The 12474-nt window shown below is 74.0% G+C and carries 12 protein-coding genes; 5 read left to right on the top strand and 7 right to left on the bottom strand.

Annotated features, from left to right (window positions below; translation table 11 throughout):
- Window positions 1-11 precede the first annotated feature (11 nt).
- The 4 genes from NLX85_RS13945 to NLX85_RS13930 all read right to left on the bottom strand — a co-directional run bounded on the left by NLX85_RS13945 (window position 12) and on the right by NLX85_RS13930 (window position 4343).
- Window positions 12-1574: a cellulose binding domain-containing protein gene (locus NLX85_RS13945; RefSeq protein ID WP_254335114.1), complete on the bottom strand. Its 1563-nt coding sequence runs from the start codon at window positions 1572-1574 to the stop codon at window positions 12-14.
- A 134-nt stretch (window positions 1575-1708) separates the two neighbouring features.
- On the bottom strand, window positions 1709-3133 hold the full coding sequence (locus NLX85_RS13940) for a carbohydrate-binding protein (RefSeq protein ID WP_254335113.1): 1425 nt from the start codon (window positions 3131-3133) through the stop codon (window positions 1709-1711).
- A 76-nt stretch (window positions 3134-3209) separates the two neighbouring features.
- The gene (locus tag NLX85_RS13935) at window positions 3210-3953 is read right to left on the bottom strand and encodes a membrane protein insertase YidC (RefSeq protein WP_254335112.1); all 744 of its coding nucleotides are present in this window, start codon (window positions 3951-3953) and stop codon (window positions 3210-3212) included.
- A 120-nt stretch (window positions 3954-4073) separates the two neighbouring features.
- Complete coding sequence (locus NLX85_RS13930; protein WP_154230603.1) at window positions 4074-4343, bottom strand: DUF6412 domain-containing protein; 270 nt, start codon at window positions 4341-4343, stop codon at window positions 4074-4076.
- Between the two features lie 161 nt (window positions 4344-4504).
- Between NLX85_RS13930 and NLX85_RS13925 the strand changes: the two genes are divergently transcribed.
- From NLX85_RS13925 to NLX85_RS13915, 3 genes are all read left to right on the top strand, one after another.
- Window positions 4505-5653 carry a glutamate--cysteine ligase gene (locus NLX85_RS13925; protein ID WP_254335106.1) on the top strand — a complete coding sequence of 383 codons (1149 nt, stop codon included), beginning with the start codon at window positions 4505-4507 and terminating at the stop codon, window positions 5651-5653.
- 39 nt (window positions 5654-5692) lie between these two features.
- A complete protein-coding gene (locus NLX85_RS13920) occupies window positions 5693-7072 on the top strand; it encodes an FAD-dependent oxidoreductase (RefSeq protein WP_254335104.1) in 1380 nt (459 codons plus the stop codon).
- An 88-nt stretch (window positions 7073-7160) separates the two neighbouring features.
- Window positions 7161-8582, top strand: a complete 1422-nt coding sequence (locus NLX85_RS13915; RefSeq protein ID WP_254335102.1) for a WGR domain-containing protein — start codon at window positions 7161-7163, stop codon at window positions 8580-8582.
- Window positions 8583-8625: 43 nt separating this feature from the next.
- Here NLX85_RS13915 and NLX85_RS13910 read toward each other — a convergent pair whose 3' ends face one another.
- Window positions 8626-8931 carry a sigma factor gene (locus NLX85_RS13910; RefSeq protein ID WP_254335100.1) on the bottom strand — a complete coding sequence of 102 codons (306 nt, stop codon included), beginning with the start codon at window positions 8929-8931 and terminating at the stop codon, window positions 8626-8628.
- A gap of 88 nt (window positions 8932-9019) precedes the next feature.
- On the opposite strand from NLX85_RS13910, the gene NLX85_RS13905 reads away from it, so the two are divergent.
- Entirely contained in the window at window positions 9020-9886 is an 867-nt protein-coding gene (locus NLX85_RS13905; RefSeq protein WP_254335093.1) for an aminoglycoside phosphotransferase family protein, read from the top strand.
- Window positions 9887-9965: 79 nt separating this feature from the next.
- On the opposite strand, the gene NLX85_RS13900 is transcribed toward NLX85_RS13905, so the two are convergent.
- The gene (locus NLX85_RS13900; protein ID WP_254335091.1) at window positions 9966-10559 is read right to left on the bottom strand and encodes an NADPH-dependent FMN reductase; all 594 of its coding nucleotides are present in this window, start codon (window positions 10557-10559) and stop codon (window positions 9966-9968) included.
- 113 nt (window positions 10560-10672) lie between these two features.
- Between NLX85_RS13900 and NLX85_RS13895 the strand changes: the two genes are divergently transcribed.
- Window positions 10673-11512: a helix-turn-helix domain-containing protein gene (locus tag NLX85_RS13895; protein ID WP_254335089.1), complete on the top strand. Its 840-nt coding sequence runs from the start codon at window positions 10673-10675 to the stop codon at window positions 11510-11512.
- 47 nt (window positions 11513-11559) lie between these two features.
- On the opposite strand, the gene NLX85_RS13890 is transcribed toward NLX85_RS13895, so the two are convergent.
- Entirely contained in the window at window positions 11560-12369 is an 810-nt protein-coding gene (locus tag NLX85_RS13890) for a DNA-formamidopyrimidine glycosylase family protein (protein WP_254335087.1), read from the bottom strand.
- Between the last annotated feature and the right edge of the window lie 105 nt (window positions 12370-12474).

The following is a 12474-nucleotide window of genomic DNA, read 5'->3' as shown; positions in this document are numbered from 1 at the left end:
GCGGCGCGGGATCAGAATCCCGCGGTGATGGTGGTGAACTCCCACGTGTTCTGGGAGATGCCGGAGCAGTTGGAGACCACCCCGCCGCCCGGGCAGGGCCGGTCCCGGTTGACCGACCAGAAGGTGAACCGGGCGAGGCCGCGGGCCTTGGCCCAGTCCCGGATCTGCGTCCAGGTGGCCGGGGAGGTCAGCTCCTGCTGGTCGGAGAGGCCGTTCATGCCGGAGATGCCCATGTGGGCGTAGGCGGTGGCGTCGGACCAGCCGAACGCGGTCTTCAGCGCGTTCTTCAGCCCCTCGGCCGCGTTGACCGTGCTCTGGTACATGTTCGTGCCGCCGCCGAAGTCGAACGGCATGATCGTGAAGACGTCGATGTTGGCGCCCTTCGCGGCGGCCTGGTTGATCAGGCGGGTGCCGTAGTAGTTCGGCCCGGTGGTCGAGGTGCCGAAGGTGACGATCGTCCTGATCCCCGGGTTGTTCTGCTTGACGATCTTCAGGGCGTCCAGGATCCGGTCCTGCACCACCTCGTTCTCGAACTCGTCGCTGTTCTCGATGTCGATGTCGATCGCCTTGAGACCGTAGGCGTTGATGACCTGCTGGTAGGCGCCGGCCAGCGCGCTGGCCGAGGAGCAGTTGGGGCCGAGCTTGTTGCCGCTCCAGCCGCCGAAGGACGGGATGATGTCGCCGCCGGCCGCCTTGATCGCGGCGATGGTGCTGGCGTGCGTGCCGCCGGTGAGCGGGCCGCTGCCGTCCCAGGCCGGGGTGCAGCCGCCGCCGGAGAGCACGAACGCGATGGTGAACCACTTGATCCCGGTCACGCCCATCACCGTCGACGGGGCGGGCGGGTCGCCCCAGCCCGGGTAGAGGTAGGGCGCCGCGGCCATCGCGCCGCCGCCCCCGCCCGTGCAGCCGGTCGTGGTGGCCGAGACGGCCCCGGACTTCGCGGACTCGCCGCTCGCGTTGTACGCGGCCACCGTGTAGCTGTGCCCGGTGCAGGCGCTCAGCCCGGAGACGGTGGCCGAGGTGCCGGTGACGGTGGCCTTCACGGTGCCGCCCTCGTAGACCCGGTAGCCGGTGACCGTGCCGGAGACGGCGTTCCAGGCCAGCGAGACCGAGGTGTTGGTGGTGCCGGTGACCCGGAGACCGCCGGGGGTGGCCGGCGCGCCGGGGTTGCCGCCCCCGCCCGAGCAGGAGCCGCCGTTGACCGTGCAGTTGGTCGGGTTGCCGGTGCCGTTGACGTTGAATCCGAAGGTGGTGCTGGCGCCCGGGGCGAGGGTGCCGTTCCAGGACTGGTTCACCGCGGTGACGTGCTGGCCGGAGGTGGTCAGCCGGGCGTCCCAGAACGAGCCGAGGGTGCTGCCGGCGGGCAGGTCGAACTGGACGTTCCAGGAGGAGATGCTGGCCGAGGTGTTGTTGGTGACGGTGAACTTGCCCTCGTACCCGGTGTCCCAGGTGGTGGTGCGGACGAAGGCGGCGGTGGCGGCGGAGGCGGGGGGCGCGGCCAGCAGGGTGCCGGCGACCAGGGCGGCGGCGAGCGCGGCGGCGAACGTCGCCATACGGGTGGAGCGGAGTCTCACGGCGTCCTCCAGGGACCGTTGTGGTGGAGGGTGGGCATTTACGACCGTCGACGTGCGCCCATTATTAAGACTGTTAACTGTTTCTGTCCAGAGGCAACCGGGGGTCCCCCGCGGGGACCCCCGGTGCGGCCGGCTCAGCGCCGGAAGGTGAACCAGTTGACGTTGACGAAGTCGGCCGGCTGGCCACTGGTGAAGGTCAGGTAGACGGTGTGCCGGCCGGTGACCGCGGCGACGTTGCCCGGCACCGAGCGCCAGCTCTGCCAGCCGCCGGTGTTGGCGACCGCGAAGCTGCCGATCGGCGGGTTCGACGGGCTGTCCACCCGGACCTCGACCAGGCCGCTCACCCCGGCCGGCGCGCCGGAGGCGACCCGGGCCACGAAGTCCTTCGGCGGGGTGGCGCCGAACTCCACGTTGTCGTAGCGGGCCCAGTCGCCGTTGGCCAGCCAGCCGATGTCCTGGCCGCCCTCACTGCACGACTCGACCTGCACCCCGTTCTGGCCGTTGAACGCCTCGGCCTGGATTGTCGCGTAGGCGTCCACCACCCCGCCCGGCGGCGGCGTGGTCGGGGTGGGCGACGGGGTGCCACCACCACCGCGGGTGTACGCGGCCACGTAGTCGACGAGCATGGGCCGGCCGGAGACGGTCGACGCGGTGGGCGTGGCGGAGCCGGCCACCCCGTCCGGGAAGCCGCCGCCCATCGCCACGTTGAGCAGCATGAAGTAGCCGTTGTGGTTGGTCATCTGACCCCAGTACGGCTCGCCCACCTGACTCTGGCTGACGGTGTGGAAGAGCTGGCCGTCGACGTACCAGCGCAGCTGCTGGGGACTGATCGAGGCGTCCCACTCGAAGCGGTAGGTGTGGAACGCCGACTGGCAGGTGCTGCCCGGGCAGGCCCGGGAGTTGCCGATGCCGTTGAACTCGTTGCACGGCCCGCCCGGGGCGACGCCGCAGTGCAGCACGCCCCAGACCGAGTTGATCCCGTTGACGTTCTCCATCACGTCGAACTCGCCGATGCCCGGCCAATTCTGGTAGTTGCCCCGGTACGGCGAGCCCAGCGCCCAGAAGGCCGGCCAGTAGCCGGCGGCCTGGGCGCCGGTCACGTTCGGCATCTGGATCCGCCCCTCCAGGGCCAGGACGCCTCCCGCGGGTGGCTTGAAGTTGGCGCGGACGGTCTCGATCCGGGCCGAGGTCCACCGGCCGGCGCCGTCCCTGAGCGGCGTGATCCGCAGGTTGCCGGCGCCGTCCTGGGACAGGTTGGCGGTGCTGGAGGTGTAGGTCTGGATCTCGCCGGTGCCCCAGTTGGCCGGGCCGCCCGGGTAGCTCGTGCCGGTGTCGATGATCCAGTTGGCCGAGGAGGGCAGGGTGCCGGCCGCACCCGTGAAGTCGTCGCTCCACACCAGACTCCAGCCGCTGGGCGGCGGCGGCACGGCGGCGTGGGCGGTCATCGTGACGGTGGCGAGGGCGGTGGTGGTGGCGAGCACGGCGGCCGCCAGGGAGAGCCGCCGGCGTGACCGGCGCACGGCGGAGGGGGCGGCCGTGGCCGCCGGGACAGGGTTCATCGGGGTGCCTCTCTGCGGGGACGGGCAGGAGAGAGCGCTCTCTGAGGCGTTTTCTACGCGCCCGCCCCCGCATTTGTCAACGTGCGTCGATGCCTTCCGGCTGGGGTCGGCGCAGCACGGCCTGCTCCAGCGCGGTCCACGCCGTCGTGGTGACCAGGTAGAGCACCGCCGCGAGCGGCACCACCAACCCCACCAGCACCGTGGTGAAGGGGAGCAACGGCACCAGCCAACCCAGCACGGCGGCGCCCGGGCCCTCGGTCGGCGCGCCGGCGATGGTGCCCGTGGCCGCGGCGGCCCGGCGTGCCCGCCGCGCGGACCACCAGGCCAGCACGAGCAGCGCCGCCAGCAGCACCCCGAAGACCGCCACCACCGGACCGGTGAGGCCGTCGCCCAGATGCCACCCCAGCGGTACGCCGGCGAGCTTCTCGTCCAGCAGGTGCGGGTGGCCGTCGCCGGTGGCGAAGAGGCGGTACATGACCAGGAAGAACGGCGCCTGCAACAGCGCCGGCAGGCAGCCCGCGACCGGGCTGGCCCCGGCCCGACGGTAGAGCGCGAACAACTCGCTCTGCATGCGGCCGGGATCGTCGGCGTACCGGCGCTGGAGGTCGCGGACCTCGGGGGCGAGCGCCGCGCGGCGCCGCTCCCCGCGGACCTGGGCCAGGGTGAGCGGCGAGATCAGCAGCCGGACCCCGACGGTGAACAGGACGATCGCGGCGGCCGTCGCGGCGCCGCCGGTCAGCGGGGCGAGCGTGTCGGCGAGCCAGGTGACGACGGTGGCGGCGGCGGAGGCCGCGGCGTGCAGTGGTGCGAAGGCGAGCATGGGGAAACCCCTCGGTCCGATTCCGGATGCCCTGACGGGACGACGCGTCCCGGCGGGACGGATGACGACGGAACCAGCCGCGGCGGCGGCGCGCCGGAGGGAGGACCCGACGCGGGGCTGCTACGCGGCCGAGGGGCGCAGCCCGGGTGCACGGGGACGCGGCCGCCCCGGGGCGTCCGGGTCGACCTGCCGGGGCACCCGGCGGTGCCGGGCCCGGGCCCGCAGGGCGACGGCACGCGGTCCGCCGCGCGGCGCGGGCAGCGCCCGCACCCGCAGCGCGAGCAGCGTGGCGAGCAGCAGCGCGGCGGCCACCGCCGCGCCGGCCAGCAGACCGGCCGGGCGGTCCGCGAGCAGGGCGAGGGCGTACGCCCACGTCCCGGTCAACAGCATCCCTGCCACACGACCACCCTAGAACCCGGTGTCACGCCCCCGGACCCGATCGCGGCGCGTACCCGTCGACACGCCGTCCGGAGCGTTTCCCCACGCCGACACGGTGGGTAACAGGGCGTCGACCGGGCGGCACGGTGCCGCGGCCGGTACGGGAGCGGACGGTGGTGTCGATGAGCGGGTCAGTGGCGGAGCGGGAACGGAACGCCGCACCCGGCGGGACGGACCTGCTGACGGTCGGCGTGGAGGAGGAGTTCCTGCTCGTCGACCCGCACACCGGGGCCGCCGTGCCCGCCGTCGACCTCGTCATGGAACAGGTGCCGGCCGAACTGCGGGGCCAGGTGGAACGGGAGTTCCAGACCAGCCAGATCGAGATCGGCAGCCCGCCAGGGCTGGAGCTGACCTCCATCCGGCACTCGCTGGCGATGCTCCGCGGCGAACTGGCCGCCGCCGCCGAGCGGGCCGGCGTCCGGCTGCTGGCCATCGGCACCGGGCCGGTGGACGGACCCGTGCCGCCCGTGGTGGACAAGCCCCGCTTCGACCAAATGATCGAGCGGTTCCGGCTGCTGGTGCCCGGGCCCGGCAACAACGGCATGCACGTGCACGTCGGCATCCCGGACGCCGAGATCGGGGTGCAGGTGCTCAACCACGTCCGGCCCTGGCTGCCCGTCCTGCAGGCGGTCACCGCCAACTCCCCGTTCGCCAAGGGCGAGGACACCGGCTACGCGAGCTGGCGCTCGGTCGAGTGGGAGCGCTGGCCCTCGGTGGCGCCCACCCCCTGGCTGGAGTCCCACGAGCACTACGAACGGCTGATCCGGCAGCTCATCGCCAGCGGCGTGATGCTCGACGAGGGAATGCTCTACTGGTACGCCCGGCTCTCCGCCAAGTACCCGACCGTGGAGATCCGGATCGGTGACGTCTGCCCGTCGGTGGACGACGCGGTGCTGGTCGCCGCCCTGGTCCGGGCCCTGGTGGCGACCGCCATGACGGAGATCGCCGAGGGGCGGCCGGCCGTCAACACCGACCACCACCTGCTGGTCGCCGCGCACTGGCGGGCGGCCCACGACGGGCTGGAGGGCGAGGGCGTCGACTTCACCGACGGCGAGCTGCGCCCGGTGTGGGAACTGCTGGACCGGCTGGTCGAGCGGGTCCGCCCGGAACTCGCGCGGCACGGCGACCTCGACCAGGTGACCGACCTGCTGGGCGGACTGCGCCGGCACGGCAGCGGCGCGGCCCGGCAGCGGGCGGTGTTCGCGCGTACCGGCAAGCTGGTGGACGTGGTCGCGGACGTGGCACGGCAGACCCGGGGCTGAGCGCCCCCGCCGGCCGGGCGGCCGTGACAGGATGGCGTCGTGACGGAGCGGATGGTCGTCGTCGGCGGGGACGCCGCCGGAATGTCGGCGGCGTCCCAGGCCCGGCGCCTCCGCGACCGGAGCGACCTGCAGATCGTCGCCTTCGAGCGCGGCCACTTCACCTCCTACTCCGCCTGCGGCATCCCGTTCTGGGTCAGCGGGCTCGTGCCGGAGCGCGACCAGCTCATCGCCCGGGATCCCGCCACCTTCCGGAACCAGTTCGACATCGAGGTCCGGCTGCGGCACGAGGTCACCGCCATCGACCTCGACCGCCGCGAGGTGGTCGCCCGGGACCTGGAGGGTGGCGGCGAGGTCCGCGAAGGCTTCGACACGCTGATGTACGCCACCGGCGCGCGCCCGATCCAGCCCGACTGGGCGCGCGGCGGGGTGGCCGGGGTGTTCGGCATGCAGACCCTCGACGACGGCACCGCCCTGCTCGACTGGCTGGACCGCGAGCCGAAGCCCCGCCGCGCGGTGGTGGTCGGCGGCGGCTACATCGGCGTGGAGATGGCCGAGGCGCTGCTGCACCACGGGCTCTCGGTCGATCTGGTCGAGCAGGCCGACCAGCCGATGGCGACGGTGGACCCGGACATGGGCGAGCTGGTGGCCGAGGCGATGCGCGGCACCGGCATCGGCATCCGCACCGGCCTCACGGTCACCGGCCTCGACGAGCGGGACGGCCGGATCGCCGCCGTGGTCACCAACGAGGGGCCGATGCCGGCCGACGTCGTGGTGCTGGGCCTGGGCGTACGCCCGAACACCGCCCTCGGCGAGGCGGCCGGCCTGCCGGTCGGCCCGTCCGGGGCGATCCGCGTCGACCGGCGGATGCGGGTCCCCGGGGTGTCCGGTGTCTGGGCGGCCGGCGACTGCGTGGAGTCGCTGCACCGGGTCAGCGGCATGCCGGTGCACATCCCGCTCGGCACGTACGCCAACAAGCAGGGCCGGGTCGCCGGCATCAACATCGGCGGCGGGTACGCGACCTTCCCCGGCGTGATCGGCACGGCGGTGACCAAGGTCTGCGACCTGGAGGTGGGGCGGACCGGCCTGCGCGAGCGGGACGCCACCGCGGCCGGCTTCGAGTTCATCACCGTGCTGGCCGAGTCGACCAACCGGGCCGGCTACTACCCGGGCGCCCGACCGATGACCGTGAAGCTGATCGCCGAGCGGCCCAGCGGCCGGCTGCTGGGCGCGCAGATCGTCGGCTGGTCCGAGGCGGCCAAGCGGATCGACACGCTGGCCGTGGCACTGTGGAACAACATGACCGTGGACGAGATGACGGCGCTCGACCTGGGCTACGCGCCGCCGTACGCCCCGGTCTGGGACCCGGTGCTGATCGCCGCCCGCAAGGCCGTCGACGCCCTGTCCCACGCCGGCCGCTGACCGAACGTCCCGAGCTTGTCGGGGGGCGCGGTTACCTTGTGCGCGCTGTCGCGTTGCCGGGTCCGGCACTTCCCCTCGGAGGCATCCCATGTCGCAGGAGACGACCTACCTCGAACTGTCCGAAGTGGACGGAGGAGCGCACAAGTTCTACGAGGTTGTGGTCGACGGCACCACGATGAGCGTGCGCTACGGCCGGATCGGCGACCAGGGCCAGGTGAAGTGCAGCAGCTTCCCGGACAACGCCCGCGCCCGGGCCGCCGCCGCCAAGAAGATCGGCGAGAAGGTCCGCAAGGGGTACGCCCCCGCGGTGCCCGGCGTACGCCAGAAGCGGGCGGTCTCCCGCCGGCAGATCGTCAGCACCCGCTCCACCGCCCGCACCGCCCCGGTCCTCTGGCGCTACGCCTCCGGCGCGCCCGCGTTCGGCATCTTCATCGACGGGCGGACCTGCATGGTGGGCAACGAACACGGTGTGATCACCACGCTCGACCACGACGCCCGGGTGCTCCACCAGGTCCGGCTCCCCGACGGGGTGAAGTGCATCGTCGCCGACGACGCCTGGATCTACGCGGGCTGCGACGACGGCAACGTCTACGACCTGTCCGGCAAGGTGCCCCGGGTGGCGTACACGATCGCCCCCGACATCGACATCTACTGGCTGGACATCCACGACGGCGTGCTGGGCGTCTCCGACCGCGAGGGCGGCATCGCCGCGGTCGACCACGAGGACGAGTTCCTGTGGCGCCGGCCGGGCCGGGGCCGTTCCGCCTGGATGGTGCGGTGCGACACCGACGCCCTCTACCACGGCCACTCGCAGGGGGTCACCGGCTACGACTGGCGGACCGGGCGGGAGCTGTGGCACACCCGCACCGGCGCGGTGCTGTTCGGCTGGCAGGAGCGCGACGCCGTCTTCGCCGGCACGGGCACCCGCGAGGTGGTGCGGCTGCGCAAGGACGGCCGGGCCGAGCGGACCTACCGGTGCGACGCCCCGGTCTTCTCCTGCGCCACGGCCGAGGGCGGCCGGTACGTCTTCGCCGGCGACAGCGCCTCCTCCATCTACTGCTTCGACGAGGCCGGCAACCGGCTGTGGAAGCTCGGCACCGGCTGCGGCTCGGCGTACTCGATGCAGTACCACGACGAGCGGCTCTACGTGGTGACCACCGGCGGCTACCTGGCCTGCATCGACGCCAGCGAGCCGGCCATCCGGGCCGCCGAGGCGGGCAGCGTGCCGGAGGTGGTCGACGTGAAGGCCCCGGCCCGGCTGCCCGAGCCGGCCGCCTGGACCAGCGTGGAGGTGACCACGGACGACCGGTCCGGCGTGGTCGTGCAGTGCGTCGACCAGGGCGGCCGGCTGCGCGTCCACGTGCTCTCCGACGGCTACCGCCGGGACTGGTCGGTGCAGTTCCCCAAGGGCATCCGGGAGCCGGGCGCGCGCTACCTGGTCACCGAGGTCCGGGAGGCGGGCCGGGGCGGCTTCTACCGGGCGTACGGCGACGTCCGCCGGCTGCGCTGAACGACTCCGGTCCGGGGGCGGTGCGGGACCGCCCCCGGACCGGTCACCGGCAGGTCCAGCGCACCGGCCGGACCTGGTCGTCGGACTCGAGCTTCCCGCCGAGGACCCGGCCGTCGTCGCCGCGCCGCCGGGTGTCCAGGAAGTGCCGGACCAGCACCGTGCGGACGTACGCGTCGAGCTGCTCGACCTCGGCGATCCGCGCCCAGCGCAGGTAGAGCCGGGTGGCGGTCTCCTGCACCAGGTCGTCGGCCTGGTCGCGGTCGCCGCAGAGTCCGTACGCGAGCCGGCGCAGCGCCGGCAGGCGGGCGGTGACGTACTCGATGTATTCCTGGTCCGACGCGTCCGGCATCCGGCCACCTCCGTGGGGTTCGCTGTTCCAGACGGCATCGCGCCGGAAAGGGTTGTACGCGACCGCCACCGGAACCCAGGATGGCCGGATGGAGATCCCCGAGGGGCTGCGCTGGACCGAGCGGTATCCGGACGGCCGGGAATGGCTCGCCACCCTGCCGGACCGGCTGGCCGACTGCGTCGAGCGCTGGGAGCTGCGGGTCGGCCCGCCCTTCGCGTACGCCTTCGCGTCGCTGGCCATGCCCGCGGAGCTGCCGGACGGCACCCCGGCGGTGCTGAAGCTCCAGTATCCGGACGACGACAGCGTGCACGAGGCGACCGCGCTGGCGCACTGGGCCGGTCGGGGCGCGATCCGGCTGCTCGCCCACGACGCCGAGCGCCGGGCCCTGCTGGTCGAGCGTTGCGTCCCCGGCACCCCGCTGCACGGGCTGCCGCCCGAGGCGGCGCTCGACGTGGCGGTCGGGCTGCTGCCCCGGGTCTGGGTGCCGGCCGGCCCGCCGTTCACCCCGCTGGCCGAGGAGGCGGCCGGCTGGGCCGAGCGGCTGCCGGCCAAGTGGGAGCGGCTGGACCGGCCGTTCGAGCGGCGGCTGCTGGACGCCGCGCTCGGGCTGCTCGCCGAGCTGGTGCCCAACCAGGGCGAGCAGGTGCTGGTCAACCAGGACCTGCACGCCGGCAACGTGCTGGCGGCCGGCCGCGAGCCGTGGCTGGTCATCGACCCGAAGCCGCTGGTCGGCGAGCGGGAGTTCGGGGTGGTGCCGCTGGTGCGCGGCCCCGAGCTGGGCGACTCCCCCGCCGCGCTGCGGCTCCGGCTGGACCGGCTCAGCGCCGAGCTGGGCCTGGACCGGGAGCGGGTGCGCGGCTGGGCGGTCGTGCACACGCTGGCGTGGAGCATCGGCGAGGACGAGGTCTTCCCGCACCAGGTCGAGACGGTCCGCCGGCTGCTCGACATGGCGTGACGGGTCCACGCCAGGTCCGTGGGCCGGCCGGCCTGGCGTGACCGGTCCGGGGGACCGGTCACGCCACGGAACGCGGCGGTCAGGCCGGGTAGGGGGTGGCCTCGCGTGCCGTCCGCAGGGCTCCGGACCACCAGGCGAGCTGGTCCAGCAGGGTCTTGGCGTACCCGGACGCCGCCGCGTCGAGCGGCTGGCCGTCCTGCCAGCCCAGGTAGTAGTTCGGGAACGCCAGCCCGTCCCGGATGGTCACCGCGTGCAGTTCGGTGAGGACGTTCTCCAGGTGCAGCACAGCGTGCCGGCCGCCGGCCGCGCCGCCGTAGCTCACGAAGGCGACCGGCTTGGCCGTCCACTGGGTGAAGTGCCAGTCGATGGCGGCCTTCAGCGCGGCCGGATAGCTGTGGTTGTACTCCGGCGTGACCAGGATGAAGGCGTCCGCGTCGCCCAGCGCGGCGGTCAGCGGCGCCATGGCCTCCGGGCGCGGGTACGCGTCGCCCGCGAACTTCGGTGACTCCGCCGGCAGCGCGAGCGGGATCTCCACCTCGGCGAGGTCGACGACGTCGACGTCGAACCCGCCGTGCTCGCGCGCCCGCTCGGCGACCCAGGACGCGACGACCGGCCCGAACCGGCCCTCGCGGACGCTTCCGATGACGATGACCAACCTGTGCTTCTCGTTCATGGGCTCCACGGTCCGCCGCCGGGACGGCGGCAACCAGACCGGGCGCAGGCTGGCCCCCGCAGGGCCACGCTACGCCGGCCGGGGCGGCCGGAGCCCGCCCTAGACTTCCACCCATGGGTACGCCACTGGGTGACTTCGTCCGCGCCAAGCGCGACAGCCTCCAGCCGGAGTCCTTCGGCCTGCCCGACCGGGGCCGGCGCCGCTCCCCCGGCCTGACCCGCGCCGAGGTGGCCACCCGCTCGGGGATCAGCGTGGAATACCTGACCCGCATCGAGCAGGGCCGGGACCGCAACCCGTCGCACTCGGTGCTGCACGCCCTCGCGGACGGCCTGAGCCTCGACGCCGGGGAGCGGCACCACCTGCGCTACCTCGCCAAGATCACCGGCGGGGGCTGCCCGGGGCACCGGCCGCCGGCGCCGCCCAACCGCGAGGTACGGCCCACCGTGCGGGAGACCCTCCGGCTGCTCGAACCCGGGGTGGCGTTCGTCACCAACCGGCTCGGCGACGTGCTCGCTTACACGGGCGGGTTCGAGCTGGTCATGAGCGGGGTCGGGCTGCTCGACGCCGACGTGCCGAACCTGACCCGCTACGTCTTCACCGACCCGCGTGCCCGGACCCACTTCCCCGACTGGGACCAGGTGGCCGACGAGCAGGCCTTCGACCTGTGGCTCGGGCCGTCCGCGGAGGCCTCCGAGTGGTTCAGGGTCCAGCTCGCCCCCGTCGCCGGGCCGGAGTTCACCCGGCGGCTCCAACGGCACCTGCCGCCGCCCCAGGTGCCGATGCGGCTCGACCATCCGGTCGCGGGCGGGCTGCGCTGGCACCGGGAGAAGCTCGAACTGCCGAGCACCGACGCCCAGGAACTGGTCGTCCTGCTGCCCGCCGACGAGGCCACCGCCCAAGCCGTCGAGCGGCTCCGGCACCGCCGCCACGGCGCCCTCCGCGCCGTCGGCTGACCGGGCCGCGCTCGGCCGCCGGTCCGGTCAGCCGAGGGCGGCGCCGGTCAGGGGGCCTGGCAGGTGGCGCACCAGTAGAGGTTGCGGCCGGCCAGCCCGCCGCGGCTGATCTCGGTGCCGCAGACGTGGCAGGGCGCGCCGGGGCGGCGGTAGACGTACACCTCGCCGCCGTGCCGGTCGACCCGCGGCGCCCGCCCCATGGCCTCCGGCAGGTGGTCGTCGCGCACGGTGTCGATCCGGCCCCGCTCGACGGCGACGGTCATCAACGCCACCAGGTCGGCCCAGAGTTCCGCCCAGCCGGCCGGGGTGAGCTCCCGCCCGGGCAGCAGCGGCGGCAGCCCGGCCCGGAACAGCGCCTCCACCACGAAGATCAGGCCGGTGCCGGCCACCACCGACTGGTCCAGCAGCAGCGCGGCCAGCGGGGTGGCGCTGCGCCGGATCCGGGCGTACGCCCGGTCGGGGTCGGCGTCGGCCCGCAGCGGGTCGGGACCGAGCCGGTCGCGCAGCGCGGCCACCTCGGGCGGGGTGAGCAGTTCGCACGCGGTCGGCCCGCGCAGCTCCAGCCAGTGCCGGTCGCTGTTGAGCCGCAGCCGGATCTGCCCGACCGGCGGTGGCGGCTCGCCCGGGCCGTCGGTGACCTTGCCGTAGAGCCCGAGGTGGACGTGCAGGGTCAGCTCGCCGGCGTAGTGGTGCAGGAGGTGCTTGCCGTACGCCTCGGTGCCGTCCAGGACGGTGCCGGTGAGCCGGGCCGCGCCCTCGGCGAAGCGGCCCTGCGGGCTGGCGGCGTGCACCTTGTCGCCGGCGAAGAGCTCGGCGTGCCGGGCCGCCAGGCGGTGGATGGTGTGTCCCTCTGGCACGACGGCAACGGTAGCCGGCCGGCCCGTACGACGCCGATCAGGCAGGGGCGGGCGTCGACGGGTGTCGACCTGTCCGCGACGGGGTACCTCCTGACTGTCATGCGC

It is taken from the genome of Micromonospora sp. A3M-1-15, assembly GCF_024213425.1.
Lineage (GTDB): Bacteria > Actinomycetota > Actinomycetes > Mycobacteriales > Micromonosporaceae > Micromonospora > Micromonospora chersina.
Note: the sequence above shows the minus strand (reverse complement) of the source record. Positions and strands in the feature narration are given on the sequence as shown.

Coding starts and splice junctions, on each gene's coding strand:
- NLX85_RS13940 (WP_254335113.1), bottom strand. CDS start 3,133: ATGAACCCTGTCCCGGCGGCCACGGCCGCCCCCTCCGCCGTGCGCCGG.
- NLX85_RS13935 (WP_254335112.1), bottom strand. CDS start 3,953: ATGCTCGCCTTCGCACCACTGCACGCCGCGGCCTCCGCCGCCGCCACC.
- NLX85_RS13930 (WP_154230603.1), bottom strand. CDS start 4,343: ATGCTGTTGACCGGGACGTGGGCGTACGCCCTCGCCCTGCTCGCGGAC.
- NLX85_RS13915 (WP_254335102.1), top strand. CDS start 7,161: ATGTCGCAGGAGACGACCTACCTCGAACTGTCCGAAGTGGACGGAGGA.
- NLX85_RS13910 (WP_254335100.1), bottom strand. CDS start 8,931: ATGCCGGACGCGTCGGACCAGGAATACATCGAGTACGTCACCGCCCGC.
- NLX85_RS13905 (WP_254335093.1), top strand. CDS start 9,020: ATGGAGATCCCCGAGGGGCTGCGCTGGACCGAGCGGTATCCGGACGGC.
- NLX85_RS13900 (WP_254335091.1), bottom strand. CDS start 10,559: ATGAACGAGAAGCACAGGTTGGTCATCGTCATCGGAAGCGTCCGCGAG.
- NLX85_RS13895 (WP_254335089.1), top strand. CDS start 10,673: ATGGGTACGCCACTGGGTGACTTCGTCCGCGCCAAGCGCGACAGCCTC.